Source organism: Bradyrhizobium vignae (assembly GCF_900324035.1).
GTDB classification, from domain to species: Bacteria; Pseudomonadota; Alphaproteobacteria; order Rhizobiales; family Xanthobacteraceae; genus Bradyrhizobium; species Bradyrhizobium vignae.
Genome location: NZ_LS398110.1, coordinates 8071129 through 8085875 on the forward strand (window position 1 = coordinate 8071129; position 14747 = coordinate 8085875).

The following is a 14747-nucleotide window of genomic DNA, read 5'->3' on the forward strand; positions in this document are numbered from 1 at the left end:
ATGCCGCGGTGCGGACAACGTGGAAAACCTCCCCTGCCCGGCCAAAGCGATAGGAGCAGGAGGCGAAATTTTGTAGGTTGCGCCGCCCATGACGTTGCAACAGCCCATCTCCGCCCCAGAACCCGAACCCACGCCAGCGCCCCAGGCGGAAGCCGCCGCGCGCGTGACGCCGATGATGGAACAGTATCTCGAGATCAAGGCGGCGCATCAGGGCCTCCTGCTGTTCTACCGGATGGGCGACTTTTACGAGCTGTTCTTCGAGGACGCCGAGATCGCCTCCAGGACGCTCGGCATCGTGCTGACCAAGCGCGGCAAGCACCAGGGCGCTGACATCCCGATGTGTGGCGTCCCGGTGGAGCGCTCCGAGGATTATCTGCATCGTCTCATCAGCGCCGGCCACCGCGTCGCGGTGTGCGAGCAGACCGAGGATCCCGCCGCAGCAAAAGCACGCGGCAACAAGAGCGTGGTGCGCCGCGGCGTGGTGCGGCTGGTCACGCCGGGCACGCTGACCGAGGACACGCTGCTGGATGCGCGCGCCAACAATTACCTGCTCGCGATCGCGCGCGCGCGTTCGTCCGCCGGTGGCGACCGCTTCGGCCTCGCCTGGATCGACATCTCGACCGCCGAATTCATGGTGACCGAGGTTTCAGGCGGAGAGCTCGCGGCGACGCTGGCGCGCATCAACCCCAACGAGGCGATCGTCACTGACGCACTCTATAATGACAGCGAGCTCGGCCAGACCTTGCGCGAGCTGCCGGCGGTGACGCCGCTGACCCGCGACGTCTTCGACGGCGCCACCGCCGAAAAGCGGCTCTGCGACTACTTTGCGGTCGCGACCATGGATGGGCTGGCGCAGCTCACCCGCTTGGAGGCCACCGCCGCGGCCGCCGCCGTCACCTATGTCGACCGCACCCAGGTCGGCAAGCATCCGCCGCTGTCGCCGCCCGCGCGCGAGGCCTCGGACGCGACCATGGCGATCGATCCGGCCACCCGCGCCAATCTCGAGCTGACGCGGACGCTCGCCGGCGAACGCCGCGGGTCACTGCTCGACGCCATCGACTGCACTGTCACCTCTGCGGGTTCGCGCCTGCTCGCGCAGCGGCTCGCGGCACCGCTGACGGATGCACCGGCGATCGCTCGCCGGCTCGATGCGGTCAGCGTCTTCGTTGCCGATTCTGCGGCGCGCGAGGACATCCGCAGCATTTTGCGGGGCGCGCCCGACATGTCGCGCGCGCTTGCCCGACTCTCGGTCGGCCGCGGCGGACCGCGCGACCTCGCCGGCATCCGCGACGGCATCTTGGCCGCCGACCAGGCGCTGGCGCGGCTCGCCGAACTGGATCAGCCACCGCAGGAGGTCGCAGCGGTGATGGCGGCGCTGAAGCGACCATCGCGCGCGCTGGCAGCCGAGTTCGCGGCAGCGCTCGATGAGCAGTTGCCGCTGATCAAGCGCGACGGCGGCTTCGTGCGCCAGGGCTATGAGCCCGCGCTCGACGAGGCGCGAAATCTGCGCGACGCCTCGCGCCTCGTCGTCGCCTCGATGCAGGCCCGCTACGCCGACGATACCGGCGTGAAGGGTCTCAAGATCCGTCACAACAACGTGCTCGGCTATTTCGTCGAGGTCACCGCACAGCACGGCGACAAGCTGATGTCAGCGCCGCTGAATGCGACCTTCATCCACCGCCAGACGCTGGCAGGACAGGTGCGCTTCACCACCTCCGAGCTCGGCGAGATCGAAGCCAAGATCGCCAATGCCGGCGATCGCGCGCTCAACCTCGAGCTCGAGATCTTCGAAAGGCTCTGCGCGAAGGCCCTCGCGATCAGCGACGATCTGCGCGCGGCGGCGCAAGGTTTTGCGCTGCTCGACGTCGCGACGTCGCTGGCCAAGCTGGCGGTCGACGAGAACTACGTCCGGCCCGAAGTCGACGGCTCCCTCGCCTTCGCGATCGAGGCCGGCCGCCATCCCGTGGTCGAGCAGGCCCTGAAGCGCAACGGCGAGCCGTTCATCGCCAATGCCTGCGACCTGTCGCCGGCGCCCGCACAACAATCCGGCCAGCTCTGGCTGCTCACCGGTCCCAACATGGCGGGTAAATCGACTTTCCTGCGCCAGAACGCGCTGATCGCCTTGATGGCTCAGATCGGCAGCTTCGTGCCGGCCACGCGTGCGCGGATCGGCATCGTCGACCGCCTGTTCTCGCGCGTCGGCGCCGCCGACGATCTTGCCCGTGGCCGCTCCACCTTCATGGTGGAGATGGTCGAGACCGCGGCGATCCTCAATCAGGCCGGCGAGCGCTCACTCGTCATCCTGGACGAGATCGGCCGCGGCACCGCGACCTTCGACGGCCTTTCGATCGCCTGGGCCGCGATCGAGCATCTGCATGAAAGCAACCGCTGCCGCACGTTGTTCGCAACGCACTATCACGAGCTCACCGCGCTCTCGGCCAAGCTGCCGCGCATGTTCAATGCGACGGTGCGCGTGAAGGAGTGGCAGGGCAATGTGGTGTTTCTGCACGAGGTGCTGCCGGGCTCGGCCGATCGCTCCTACGGCATCCAGGTGGCGAAACTCGCCGGCCTGCCACCCGCGGTGATCACGCGCGCCAAATCCGTTCTGTCCAAGTTGGAGGCGCAGGACCGCGGCCAGACCGCGCGAGCCCTCGTGGACGACCTGCCGCTGTTCGCGGTGCCCTCGCGCGCCGCCACCGAGGCCGCGCCGCCGAGCGAAACCGAGCTGCTGATGGAAGCCGTGAAGGCGCTGCACCCCGACGAGATGTCCCCGCGCGAGGCGCTCGACGCGCTTTATGCGCTGAAGGCGAAACTGCCGAAGCAGTGACGGTGCCATAGGGTGGGCAAAAGCGAAGCGTGCCCACGCAAGAGATGGTGGGCACGACGCGCCAAGAGCGCGCCTTTGCCCAACCTACGAAGTCGTCGCCGCCATCCGCTTCCTTCGCCCATTCCACCACAGCGTCAAATTCCAAACGATGCAGGTGGCAAGCCCCAGGCTGAGGCCGATCGCGGAGCCGAAATTGGCCGCGCCGAGATGCAGCACCGCAACCGCCATGCCGAAGCCGAGCAGACCCCAGGCGGAGTTGGCAAGCACTGCGGCGGTCGGCGGACCGCCGATGCGCGGATGCAGGATCAGCATGATGCTGGAGAACACTACCGGATACAGCGCGATGATGCCGCTGATGCGTGGACCGACCCAGCCGGAGGTCGAGACCACGATCGCGACCAGGATCGCGACCAGCGCAGCCCGCATCGGGATATCGTACCAGCGGCGCGTCACCAGCGGCATCTTCGCATGGCGATAGCCTGCGAGCAGCGGAATGCAGAGGCCGAATGCGATCAGATTGGCGGCGAGGCCCGCAGTGAGCGACCAGTCGAACTGGCGAATGATCGAGGCAAGCACGATCCACACTGCGATGGCGCTTCCACAACTCACCACGAGATTGTGCCGCTGTGACAACACGACATAGGTGAGGCACATGAAGATCGTCGCCGCGTTGACCGGCAGGCTCGCCAGTGCACCCTGCGCGATGAAGGCGGCGTCATGGTCGATCGCAAGAAATACGTAGGAGGGACCCGCCGAAACCGGCAGGGTCGCGATCAGCGCACCGATCACCGGTCCCGAGCGCTCCGTGATAATCGACGCCGTCACGACGAACGCCGCCGCAATCGCCATGCGCAGGAGCAGGAAGAGGATGAAATGGAGGTCGAAGGACATTTAGCGCGGGATATTATTGTTGAGGAATTTTCCGCGGGCTCGGTTCACCTCTCCCGGAGGGAGAGGTCGATTTGCGCAGCAAATCGGGTGAGGGCCTCTGGTCCCACGAGGGAGCGCAGCCCCTCACCCGCGCCGGAGCCTGCCATCGGGCGCCTTCGGCGCGACCCGGTGGGCGCGACCTCTCCCTATGGGAGAGGTGGGCAGTCACATCCGCTGCATCGAGACCGAGACCTTCGGGCCGTTCTTGATGGTCTGGTAGACCACGCAATAGCGCTCGGTGAGCTTGAGCAGGAGATCGAGCTTGTCCTGCGGCGCTGATGTGTCGACCTCGAAGCGGAGGCGGATCTCGGCGAAGCCGACCGGGGTCTCCTTGTCGACGCCGAGCGTGCCGCGGAAATCGAGATCGCCCTCGGCATAGACGTTACCTGTTTTGAGCGGCACCTCGACAGCCGTCGCGACCGACTTCAGCGTGACGCCGGCGCAGGCAACCAGCGCCTCCAGCAGCATGTCGCCGGAGCAGAGCTCGAGGCCGGAGCCGCCGGTGGCGGGGTGCAGGCCAGCCATCGCGATGGCGCGGCCGGTCTCGACCTTGCAGGCGATGCCTTCGCCATCGGTGGAACCCTTGGCCTTCAACGTGATCAGCGCGGCCTTCGGATCGGCCTTGTAGCGCTCCTTGAGCGGAGCCTGCATCTGGCGCAGTTCGGCGGCGTCCATTGTTGTTCTCTCCCGGAAAATCGCCTTTCGATGTACCGGCTCGGGGCGAGATTGTCACCACCACATGGCCTGACCGGGACCCTGGGTTGCGTCCCGGTCGGGCACGTTGCGGTCCAGCGAACGGTCGAGTGATGTCAGGACGCTGCGCTTGAAATTCTCGAATAGCGGAGAATTGCGATCGCGTGGCCGGCCGAGACTGATCTCGATCTGATCGAACAGCCGGCCCGGCCGCGGCCGCATCACCAGCACGCGATCGGCCAGCACCACGGCCTCGTCTACGTCATGGGTGACGAGGATGAGCGTCGGCCGCGTATCCGCCCAGAGGTCGAGCAAATGATCCTGGAGATCCCTGCGGGTGAAGGCATCGAGTGCGGAGAACGGCTCGTCGAGCAGCAGCACCTCCGGCTGCGGCACGAGCGCCCGCGCGATCGCAACCCGCTGCGCCTGACCGCCGGAGAGCTCGCGCGGCCAGGCCTGCGCCTTCTCGGTGAGCCCGACGCGCTCGAGGGCGCGCGCCACCTTCTCGCGCCGCTCGATCGCAGGCAGATCGGCAAGGCCGAAGCCGATATTGTCGCCGACGCTGAGCCAAGGCAGCAGACGCGGCTCCTGGAAGATGATGCCGATCTTGGCATGGGGCGAACTGATCGCTTCGTCATCGAGCGTCACCCCGCCCGAGCTGGCACGATCGAGACCGGCGATGGCGCGCAGCAATGTCGACTTGCCGCAGCCGGAGCCGCCGATGATGGCGATGATCTCGCCTAGCCTGATCTCGGCCGAGAAGCGCGCCAGCGCCTCAACACCGTTGGGATAGGTCTTGCTGACCCGGTCGAGCACGAGCATCGTCTCAAGCTCCCTTTGCCCGCCCGAAGGCGTCCTGCCAGCGCAGGAACGGCGCGGCGGCAAGCTCGATCAGCCAGTCGGTGAGCTTGCCGAGGATGGCGAAGATCACGATCGCGGCCAGGATCTGCGCGGGCTTGCCGAGCTGCTGGCCGTCGAGCAGGAGATAGCCGAGGCCTTCGGAGGCGCCGATCAATTCGGCCGCGACCACGAACATCCAGCCGAGGCCAAGACCGATGCGCAGCGAGACGACATAGGCTGGCAGCACCGCGGGCAACAGGATGCGGCGGATCATGGCGAACCCGGAGAGGCGAAAGACGCGTCCGACCTCGACGATCTTGCGATCGACCGAGAGGATGGCGCCCATCACGCCGAGATAGACCGGGAAGAACACGCCGATCGCGATCAGCGCGACCTTCGAGGTCTCGAAGATACCGAGCCAGAGGATGAACAGCGGCACCCAGGCCAGCGACGGGATCGCGCGCAGCGCCTGCACGGTCGGATCGAGCAGCCGCCGCGCCAGCGACCAATAGCCGGAGATGGCGCCCAGCAGCGTGCCCGCGACCACGCCGAAGGCGAAGCCGCGCGAGACGCGCCACAGCGTCGCGGCGATGTGGTGAACCAGCTCGCCGGAGCGGGCAAGCTCGGTGATGGTGGTGAAGATGCGAGAGGGCGGCGGCACCAGGCGCCCGTTCGACCAGCCGGACCAGACCACGAGCTCCCAGCCGAGCGCGAGCGTCAGCGGCAGCAGCACGCCCAGCATCGGCCGCGCACAACGCGACAGAAGCGACGGCGCGGCAGCACTCGCGGCTCTATCAGAAGTTTGTTGCAGAACTGGCGCGTCGGAGATCATGGCCGGTAGGAACCGCGTCTGGTCGGGGAATGCAACACTACTATTGCCGCGGCTACTGCTGCTCTCTTCCTTCTGTGGCCCCTTGTGGGGAAGGTGGCGCGACGCGCCGGATGAGGGGTTCTCTCCACTCGCAACACTGATCGTGAGGATAGATACCCCTCACCCGGCTTCGCTTTGCGAAGCCACCCTCCCCCCAAGGGGCCCACAAGGGGGAGGGTTACGACATCAATTCGTCGGCAGCGGGACCTGGTCGTCGATCAGGGCGTCCAGCGTCGCCTTCACGTCGAGCTTGGCATCGACGACACCGGCTTGCTGGAGAGCGAGGCCGGCGGCGAGAATCGATTCGCGTTGCGGCGCACCGATGCGGCTGTGGGTCAGCTCGGTGCGCTCCTTGAGCTGCTTGTCGACGACAGCCTCGGGCAGTTTCGTGACCGCGATGAAGATCTTCTTCAGCTCGTCGTAATTCGCCAGCGAATATTTGCGCGCCTCCTCGTAGACCGCGAGGACGCGGCGCGCAATGTCGGGATAGTCCTTCAAGAACTGCTCGCGCACATTGAGGATGCCCCAGGTGTTGGCGTCGGCCTTGCGATAGAACAGTTTTGCGCCTTCCTCGACCTCCGCCTGCGCCATCATGGGATCGAGCCCGGCCCAGGCATCGACGTCGCCACGGATCAGCGCGGTCTTGCCGTCGGCATGCTGGAGCAGCACCGGGGTAATCTCCTTCTCAGTGAGGCCCGCTCCTAACAGCGCGCGCACCAGGAAGATGTGCGGATCGGTGCCGCGGGTCACGGCGACGCGCTTGCCCTTGAGGTCGGCGACGCCGGCGATCTTGGAGTCCTTGCCGGTCACCAACGCGGTCCACTCAGGGCGCGAGTAGACATAGATCGACTTGATCGGGTTGCCGTTGATGCGGGCGACCAGCGCCGCCGAGCCGGCGGTCGAGCCGAAGTCGATCGAGCCGGCGTTGAGGAACTCAAGCGCCTTGTTGGAGCCGGCCGACTGCACCCAGGTGACCGTGATACCGTCCTTGGCGAACTCTTTCTCCAGGAGCCCCTTCTGCTTCAGGACCAGCGACACCGGATTGTAGGTCGCCCAGTCGATGCGGATCTCCTTGGTCGGGTCCGCCGCCTTGGCCGCGGGAGTCAATGCGAGCGCCACAGCTCCCGCCAGAAGAATACGTCGTGCAATCCCAGCCATGCTCGGCCTCCTGAGAAACTTCATTGTTTTTCAATGAGTTATAGCTAGAGGTCAACGAGAAAATCCGCCCCTGCAAGCGCGCGGCCCGAGAACAGGTTTGCGCAAACCCGCGGCTTTCCAGCATGGAACGCCTATGCCAGAGAATGGCGGGTGACAGCGCCTCTCGCCTCTTATATCGGGTGAGACATGGACAGCGTCGCGATTGAAAAGAAGCCAGAGACGGATGACCGCTTCGACACCGCGCGGATCACCGCCGCGGTCGATGCGCTCGCCGAAAAACATGAGGGCCGCGAGGACGCGTTCCGCACGGCGATGGCGCAATTGCTCAAGGCCGAGCTGATTGCGGCGCGCGCCGCAGCCCAGGCGATCCTCTTGAAGGACCGTCACGGTCGCCGCTGCGCCGAACGGCTGTGCCACGTGCAGGACGAGATCATCCGCATCCTGTATTCGGCTGCGACCCGTCATCTCTACCGCTCGCCGATCCCGAGCGGCGCCGAGCGCATGGCGGTGGTGGCGACCGGCGGCTATGGCCGCGGCCTGATGGCGCCGGAATCGGACATCGATCTGCTCTTCATCCTGCCCTACAAGCAGACCGCCTGGGGCGAGCAGGTCGCCGAAGCCATTCTCTATTGCCTCTGGGACATGGGTTTGAAGGTCGGTCACGCCACCCGTTCGGTCGACGAATCGATCCGGCAGGCGCGCGGCGACATGACGATCCGCACTGCGATCCTGGAGACGCGCTTCCTCACCGGCGACAAGCCGCTCTATGACGAGCTGGTCGAGCGCTTCGACAAGGAAGTGGTGCAGGGCACCGCGTCGGAATTCGTCACCGCAAAGCTTGCCGAGCGCGAGGAGCGGCACCGCCGCGGCGGCCAGTCGCGCTACCTGGTCGAGCCCAACGTCAAGGACGGCAAGGGGGCCTTGCGCGACCTGCACACGCTGTTCTGGATCGCCAAATACGTCTATCGCGTGCGCGATACCCACGAGCTGGTCGGGCGCGGCGTGTTCGACGCGCAGGAATATCGCAGCTTCCGCCGCTGCGCCGATTTCCTCTGGTCGGTCCGCTGCAATCTGCATTTCTACTGCAACCGCGCCGAAGAGCGCCTCTCCTTCGACCTCCAGCGAGAGATCGCGGTGCGGCTCGGCTACACCTCGCATCCCGGCATGCAGGACGTCGAGCGATTCATGAAGCACTACTTCCTGGTCGCCAAGGAAGTCGGCAATCTCACCGCCATCCTTTGCGCCAAGCTCGAGGACCAGCAGGCCAAGCCCGCCCCCGTGCTGAGCCGGATGATGGCGCGGTTGCGACCGACCGCGGTGAAGCGGCGTGTCCCTGACAGCGACGACTTCATCGTCGACAACAACCGCATCAACGTCGCCGCACCCGACGTCTTCAAGCACGATCCGGTCAATCTGATCCGCATCTTCCGCCTCGCGCAGAAGAACAACCTCGCCTTCCACCCGGATGCGATGCGCGACGTGACGCGCTCGCTCGGCCTGATCAACGCGGGCTTGCGCGAAAATCCCGAGGCCAACCGGCTGTTCATGGAGATCCTGACCTCCGAGAATGCGGAGATCGTGCTGCGGCGGATGAACGAGACCGGCGTGCTCGGGCATTTCATCCGCGCCTTCGGCAAGATCGTCTCGATGATGCAGTTCAACATGTATCATCACTACACCGTCGACGAGCACCTGATCCGCTGCATCGGCTTCCTGCAGGACATCGAGCGCGGCGGCATCGAGGAGTTCGCGCTCGCCAGCGACCTCATGCGCAAGACCCGGCCCGAGCACCGGCCCGTGATCTACATCGCAACGCTGCTGCACGACGTCGCCAAGGGCCGGCCGGAGGATCACTCCATCGCCGGCGCCAAGGTGGCGCGGCGGCTCTGCCCGCGGCTCGGCTTCAGCCAAGCCGATACCGAGCTCGTGGCATGGCTGATCGAAGAGCATTTGACGATGTCCACGGTCGCGCAGTCGCGCGACCTCTCCGACCGCAAGACGATCGAGAATTTCGCCGCCGTGGTGCAGTCGGTCGAACAGATGAAGCTGCTGACCATCCTGACCACGGCCGACATCCGCGGCGTCGGTCCCGGCGTCTGGAACGGCTGGAAGGCGCAGCTGCTGCGCTCGCTCTATTATGAAACCGAGCCGGTGCTCACCGGCGGCTTCTCGGAGGTCGATCGCGGAAAGCGTCTCGCTGCCGCCTACGCCGAGTTCCGCATGGCCTTCGCCGAATGGCCCGCCGACGAGCTCGATGCCTATATCAGCCGGCACTATCCGGCCTACTGGCTCAAGGTCGAACTGCCGCGCAAGATACGCCATGCCCGGTTCGTCCGCTCCAGCGAGCAGGCCGGCCACAAGCTCGCGATCAACGTCGGCTTCGACGAGGTGCGCGGCGTCACCGAACTGACGATCTTCGCAGCCGACCATCCCTGGCTGCTGTCGATCATCGCGGGCGCCTGTGCCTCGGCCGGCGCCAACATCGTGGACGCCCAGATCTACACCACGACCGACGGCCGCGCGCTCGACACGATCTCGATCTCCAGGGAATACGACCGCGACGAGGACGAGGGACGGCGCGCCACGCGCATCGGCGAGATGATCGAGGACGTGCTGGAAGGCAAGCTGCGCCTGCCCGAAGCCGTGGCGCGGCGCACCGTGCGCAGCAAGGCAAGGCCCTTCGTGATCGAGCCGGAAGTGACGATCAACAACCAATGGTCCGATCGCTACACCGTGATCGAGGTCTCCGGCCTCGACCGGCCCGGCCTGCTCTACGAGCTGACCACCGCGATCTCCAAGCTCAATCTCAACATCGCCTCGGCGCATGTCGCGACCTTCGGCGAGCGCGCCCGCGACGTGTTCTACGTCACGGACCTCCTGGGCGCGCAGATCAACGCGCCGACGCGGCAGGCTGCGATCAAGAGCGCGCTGACCCATGTGATGGCCGGCGACAAGGCGGTGCAGCCGGCGGCGTGAAGCGCTCGTCATTCCGGGGCGATGCCGAGCATCGAACTATGGTGCGCAATTGCGCACCTGAGAATCTCGAGGTTCCGGATTCGCCCCGCTGGGCCCCCCGGAACGACAGGGTCCTAAGCCTCCACCCCCTCATGCCGCAGCAGCCAGCGCTTGCGCGCCAGCCCGCCGCCATACTTCACCAGCGAGCCATCTGCACCGATCAGGCGATGGCAGGGCAGCACCACGCTGATCGGATTGGAGCCGTTGGCATGGCCGACGGCACGAATCGCTTTGGGCGTGCCGATCTTTGCGGCGAGTGCACCGTAGCTCAGCGTTGTGCCAGCGGGGATTTGCGCGAGCGCGGTCCAGACCTTTTGCTGGAATGGCGTGCCGGCGGTGCGCCACGCGATCTTCGAGAGCTGACCGAGTTCGCCTTCGAAATATCCAGACAACGCCGTCCGCATACCCGCAGGCGCAGCGTGATCACTCAGATCCACCGCGCCGTAATGCAGGCGCAACAGCCCGCGCATGCGGTGCTCGTAATCCTCCCAGTCGAGCGCGCGCAAGACACCAGCAGCATCGGTGACGAGCAGCGCGATCCCGATCGGCGTCGTCAAGCGGTCGAGACCGAAGCTTGCAGATGTCTTGGTTGGTCGAGCGGCCATTGCCACACCATTGCGTCGAAACACTTCCATCGCACTTGCCATGCCGGCCGTGCTGACGTCCACCCGAAAGCTGATGCTTTGGGGAAGCTCACCTTGATCCTGATCGCCAATGTCCTGGTGGCGCTGGTCGCGGCGCTGCACGTCTTCTTCCTGGTCCTGGAGATGTTTCTCTGGGACAAGCCGCTGGGCCTGAAAGTGTTTCGCAATACGCCTGACAAGGCCGCGATCACGAAGGTGCTGGCCGCCAATCAGGGTCTCTATAACGGCTTCCTCACTGCCGGCCTGGTCTGGGGTCTGCTCCATGGCAACCCGGTCTTCGCGTTCCAGATCAAGGTATTCTTCCTGCTCTGCGTGATCGTGGCCGGCGCCTATGGCGCGGCGACCGTCAGCACGCGGATACTGATCGTTCAGGCGCTGCCGGCGGCGATCGCGCTGATTGCACTGTTTCTCGCCTGAGACGCTACGGCGCAGCGGCGCGATCCTTGCGCGGCGGCGAACCTTCCTCCACAATCTTCGGCAGCGATGGCGACCGTTGCGATCAACGGAGAAAGACCGTCGGCCGAAAATTCCGTCAGGAGGAACAACCCAACATGAACAATCGCAGAGCCTTCATAGCTGCCACAGCGGCGCTCGCCTTCGCGGTCTCGACCAGCCACGCCCTCGCCCAGAAGAAATACGACACCGGCGCAAGCGACACCGAGATCAGGATCGGCCAGACCGTGCCGTTCTCCGGCCCCTATTCCGTCTATGCCAATATCGGCAAGACCCAGGCCGCTTACTTCAAGATGATCAATGATCAGGGCGGCATCAACGGCCGCAAGATCAATTTGATCCAGTATGACGACGCCTATTCGCCGCCGAAGACGGTGGAGCAGGTGCGCAAGCTGGTCGAAGGCGACGAGGTGCTGTTCACGTTCCAGCTGATCGGCACTGCCGCGAACGCGGCCGTGCAGAAATATCTCAACGGCAAGAAGGTGCCGCAGCTCCTGGCCTCGACCGGCGCGGCGCGCTTCAACGATCCGCAGAATTATCCATGGACCATCGCTTACAATCCGAACTACGTGTCCGAGGGACGCATCTACGCAAAATACATTCTCGCCAATCATCCCAACGCCAAGATCGGCGTGCTCTACCAGAACGACGACATGGGCCGCGACTATCTGGCCGGTCTCAAGAGCGGCCTCGGCGACAAGGCCGCCAGCATGATCGTCGGCGAGGTCTCCTACGAGGTCACCGACCCGACCGTCGACTCGCAGGTGGTCAAGCTGAGGTCGATGGGCGTCGACCTGTTCTATGATGCCTCGACGCCGAAATTCGCGGCGCAGGCGATCAAGAAACTCGCCGATCTCGGCTGGACACCCGTGCACATCCTCGACATCAACGCGAGCCCGGTGTCGGCGACGCTGAAGCCGGCCGGCCTCGACATTTCCAAGGGCATCATCTCGACGAACTACGGCAAGGATCCCGGCGATCCCCAGTGGAAGGACGATCCGGGCGTCAGGGCTTTCTTCGCCTTCATGGACAAGTATTTCCCGGAGGGTGACAAGCTCAACACCGTCAACACCTACGCCTATTCGGTCGCGGAGCTATTGGTGCAGGTCTTGAAGCAATGCGGCGACGATTTGACGCGCGAGAACGTCATGAAGCAGGCCGCCAACATCAAGGGCTTCGTACCGAGCCTGGCGCTGCCGGGCATCAAGATCACAACCGGGGCGAACGACTATCGCGTCAACAAGCAGATGCAGATGATGAAGTTCAACGGCGAACGCTGGGAGCTGTTCGGGCCGATCATCGAGGACACGGGCCCGTCGGGTTAGGCCGAGAACCGATCTCGTAGGGTGAGTTAGCCCGAGCAGATGCGCTCCGCGCATCCGCCCGTCCGACTCACCCTACAAAGGACGAGCGCACCCCGCCTTGCGTCGCAACAGCTCCTCCGCCACACTCGCGCTCAGCGATGGCATCGAAGGCGCAGTGCGCCCGCCAGACCATCTGCAATAACAAACGGAGGAAATTGCGAATGAGGAATAGAATGCTGCATTTGGCCACGGCAACGGCGCTGACCCTGGCGCTGTCGATCTCTGCGGCCAATGCCCAGAAAAAATATGATCCAGGTGCCAGCGACACCGAGATCAAGGTCGGCCAGACCGTGCCGTTCTCGGGACCGGCATCGGCCTATGCGACGATCGGCAAAGCCCAGGCCGCGTATTTCAAGATGATCAACGATCAGGGCGGCATCAACGGCCGCAAGATCAACCTGATCCAGTATGACGATGCCTATTCGCCGCCGAAAGCGGTCGAGCAGGTGCGCAAGCTCGTCGAGAGCGACGAGGTTCTCTTGACCTTCCAGATCATCGGCACGCCCTCGAACGCCGCCGTGCAGAAATATCTCAACGCTAAGAAGGTCCCGCAGCTGTTCGCGGCCACCGGTGCCTCGAAGTTCACCGATCCCAAGAACTTCCCGTGGACCATGGGCTACAATCCGAACTACTTCGTCGAGGGGCGCATCTACGGCCAGTACATTCTGAAGGAGCATCCGAACGCCAAGATCGGCGTGCTCTATCAGAATGACGACCTCGGCAAGGACTATCTGAACGGCCTCAAGGCCGGCCTCGGCGACAAGGCCGCCAAGATGATCGTGACCGAAGCCTCCTACGAAGTCTCCGACCCGACCGTCGATTCGCAGATCCTCAAGATCAAGGATGCCGGCGCCGACCTGTTCTTCAGCGCGACCACGCCGAAGCAAGCGGCGCAGGCGATCAAGAAGATCGCCGAGCTCGGCTGGCACCCGGTGCAGATCGTCGACATCAACGCCACCTCGGTTGGTGCGGTGATGAAGCCGGCGGGGCTCGACGCTGCCAAGGGCGTGATCAGCGTCAACTACGGCAAGGATCCGCTCGACCCGACCTGGAAGGACGATCCCGGCATGAAGAAATATTTCGACTTCATGGCGAAGTACTATCCGGACGGCGACAAGGATTCGAACTTCAACGTCTATGGCTACGGCACCGCCCAGCTGCTCGCCCATGTGCTGCAGCAGTGCGGCGACAACCTGACGCGCGAGAACGTCATGAAGCAGGCCGCCTCGCTGAAGGACGTGGCCGGCGACACCGCCCTGCCCGGCATCAAGGCCAACACTTCACCGACTGACTACCGCGTCAACAAGCAGCTTCAGATGATGAGGTTCAACGGCGAGCGCTGGGAGCTGTTCGGCCCGATTCTGGAGGATGCGGGCCCGGCGGGTTAGTAGGTGTTCAAAACTCTGAACGGCAATCGGCGACCTTCTGGCCGCCGATTTTTTTTGAAGGGCTTCGCCCAACCGCTCGCGCCTCGGGATGACGGGGTGAGATGCGGCTTGCTGACGTCTACGTCGGTATCTCCCCAAAATTCTTCCCCACGGGCAGCACCGCGTGCCGGATCAGCCGTGAATCCTCCACCGCGGCCTGGCGGTGCTTGACCGCCTCGCGATAGACGGGATCGCGGATCATCTCGACAAAGGCGGCGACGCTGGGATATTCGGCGATGAAGCAATGGTCCCAGCGTTCCTCCTGCGGGCCGATGAGCATCAGCTCGAACTTGCCCTGCCAGACGATGCGGCCGCCGAGACGTTCGAACACCGGGCCGCTCTCGCGGCCATAGGCCGCGTAGGCTTCCGCGCCGCTGGCCTTGCGGCCGTCAGTATGGGCCGCCTCCTTCCGCAAGCGCACCAAATTGAGCATGTGGATCGGGCCGGGGCGGTCGTTCTCCCGGAATTGCGCGAAGATCTCCTTGGTCGGATCGATGTGGCCCATGCGAGTTTCCCTCTTTGTTG

12 protein-coding genes are annotated in these 14747 nt (G+C 64.8%); 5 read left to right on the top strand and 7 right to left on the bottom strand.

The genetic code is table 11. From position 1 onward, the window contains the following. The first annotated feature begins 88 nt into the window (after positions 1-88). Positions 89-2827, top strand: coding sequence for a DNA mismatch repair protein MutS (mutS, locus tag BRAD3257_RS38800; protein ID WP_122406231.1), 2739 nt, complete (start codon positions 89-91; stop codon positions 2825-2827). A gap of 84 nt (positions 2828-2911) precedes the next feature. On the opposite strand, the gene BRAD3257_RS38805 is transcribed toward mutS, so the two are convergent. The 5 genes from BRAD3257_RS38805 to BRAD3257_RS38825 all read right to left on the bottom strand — a co-directional run bounded on the left by BRAD3257_RS38805 (position 2912) and on the right by BRAD3257_RS38825 (position 7319). Further along, positions 2912-3718 carry a hypothetical protein gene (locus BRAD3257_RS38805; protein ID WP_122406232.1) on the bottom strand — a complete coding sequence of 269 codons (807 nt, stop codon included), beginning with the start codon at positions 3716-3718 and terminating at the stop codon, positions 2912-2914. 204 nt (positions 3719-3922) lie between these two features. After that, positions 3923-4432 (bottom strand): OsmC family protein, encoded by a 510-nt coding sequence (locus tag BRAD3257_RS38810; protein ID WP_122406233.1) that lies wholly within the window; start codon positions 4430-4432, stop codon positions 3923-3925. 54 nt (positions 4433-4486) lie between these two features. Further along, positions 4487-5272 carry an ABC transporter ATP-binding protein gene (locus BRAD3257_RS38815; protein ID WP_122406234.1) on the bottom strand — a complete coding sequence of 262 codons (786 nt, stop codon included), beginning with the start codon at positions 5270-5272 and terminating at the stop codon, positions 4487-4489. A gap of 4 nt (positions 5273-5276) precedes the next feature. Then, complete coding sequence (locus tag BRAD3257_RS38820) at positions 5277-6122, bottom strand: ABC transporter permease (protein ID WP_122406235.1); 846 nt, start codon at positions 6120-6122, stop codon at positions 5277-5279. Between the two features lie 225 nt (positions 6123-6347). Continuing rightward, positions 6348-7319 carry an aliphatic sulfonate ABC transporter substrate-binding protein gene (locus BRAD3257_RS38825; RefSeq protein ID WP_162500524.1) on the bottom strand — a complete coding sequence of 324 codons (972 nt, stop codon included), beginning with the start codon at positions 7317-7319 and terminating at the stop codon, positions 6348-6350. A 186-nt stretch (positions 7320-7505) separates the two neighbouring features. Between BRAD3257_RS38825 and BRAD3257_RS38830 the strand changes: the two genes are divergently transcribed. Then, positions 7506-10295, top strand: a complete 2790-nt coding sequence (locus BRAD3257_RS38830; protein WP_122406237.1) for a [protein-PII] uridylyltransferase — start codon at positions 7506-7508, stop codon at positions 10293-10295. 113 nt (positions 10296-10408) lie between these two features. Here the strand turns inward: BRAD3257_RS38830 and BRAD3257_RS38835 are convergent, their stop codons facing one another. Further along, positions 10409-10939, bottom strand: a complete 531-nt coding sequence (locus BRAD3257_RS38835) for a methylated-DNA--[protein]-cysteine S-methyltransferase (protein ID WP_122406997.1) — start codon at positions 10937-10939, stop codon at positions 10409-10411. Positions 10940-11038: 99 nt separating this feature from the next. On the opposite strand from BRAD3257_RS38835, the gene BRAD3257_RS38840 reads away from it, so the two are divergent. The 3 genes from BRAD3257_RS38840 to BRAD3257_RS38850 all read left to right on the top strand — a co-directional run bounded on the left by BRAD3257_RS38840 (position 11039) and on the right by BRAD3257_RS38850 (position 14183). Then, positions 11039-11395, top strand: coding sequence for a DUF1304 domain-containing protein (locus BRAD3257_RS38840; RefSeq protein WP_244608060.1), 357 nt, complete (start codon positions 11039-11041; stop codon positions 11393-11395). A 134-nt stretch (positions 11396-11529) separates the two neighbouring features. Next, on the top strand, positions 11530-12756 hold the full coding sequence (locus BRAD3257_RS38845) for an ABC transporter substrate-binding protein (RefSeq protein WP_122406238.1): 1227 nt from the start codon (positions 11530-11532) through the stop codon (positions 12754-12756). A gap of 200 nt (positions 12757-12956) precedes the next feature. Continuing rightward, complete coding sequence (locus BRAD3257_RS38850; RefSeq protein WP_162500525.1) at positions 12957-14183, top strand: ABC transporter substrate-binding protein; 1227 nt, start codon at positions 12957-12959, stop codon at positions 14181-14183. Positions 14184-14301: 118 nt separating this feature from the next. Here BRAD3257_RS38850 and BRAD3257_RS38855 read toward each other — a convergent pair whose 3' ends face one another. After that, positions 14302-14727: a DUF1330 domain-containing protein gene (locus BRAD3257_RS38855; RefSeq protein ID WP_122406240.1), complete on the bottom strand. Its 426-nt coding sequence runs from the start codon at positions 14725-14727 to the stop codon at positions 14302-14304. Positions 14728-14747: the final 20 nt, after the last annotated feature.

Bases quoted from the DNA above. Each gene is read 5' to 3' on its own strand.
- BRAD3257_RS38815 (WP_122406234.1), bottom strand. From the start codon at position 5,272: ATGCTCGTGCTCGACCGGGTCAGCAAGACCTATCCCAACGGTGTTGAG.
- mutS (WP_122406231.1), top strand. From the start codon at position 89: ATGACGTTGCAACAGCCCATCTCCGCCCCAGAACCCGAACCCACGCCA.
- BRAD3257_RS38850 (WP_162500525.1), top strand. From the start codon at position 12,957: ATGAGGAATAGAATGCTGCATTTGGCCACGGCAACGGCGCTGACCCTG.
- BRAD3257_RS38830 (WP_122406237.1), top strand. From the start codon at position 7,506: ATGGACAGCGTCGCGATTGAAAAGAAGCCAGAGACGGATGACCGCTTC.
- BRAD3257_RS38825 (WP_162500524.1), bottom strand. From the start codon at position 7,319: ATGGCTGGGATTGCACGACGTATTCTTCTGGCGGGAGCTGTGGCGCTC.
- BRAD3257_RS38810 (WP_122406233.1), bottom strand. From the start codon at position 4,432: ATGGACGCCGCCGAACTGCGCCAGATGCAGGCTCCGCTCAAGGAGCGC.
- BRAD3257_RS38835 (WP_122406997.1), bottom strand. From the start codon at position 10,939: ATGGCCGCTCGACCAACCAAGACATCTGCAAGCTTCGGTCTCGACCGC.
- BRAD3257_RS38855 (WP_122406240.1), bottom strand. From the start codon at position 14,727: ATGGGCCACATCGATCCGACCAAGGAGATCTTCGCGCAATTCCGGGAG.
- BRAD3257_RS38820 (WP_122406235.1), bottom strand. From the start codon at position 6,122: ATGATCTCCGACGCGCCAGTTCTGCAACAAACTTCTGATAGAGCCGCG.
- BRAD3257_RS38805 (WP_122406232.1), bottom strand. From the start codon at position 3,718: ATGTCCTTCGACCTCCATTTCATCCTCTTCCTGCTCCTGCGCATGGCG.
- BRAD3257_RS38845 (WP_122406238.1), top strand. From the start codon at position 11,530: ATGAACAATCGCAGAGCCTTCATAGCTGCCACAGCGGCGCTCGCCTTC.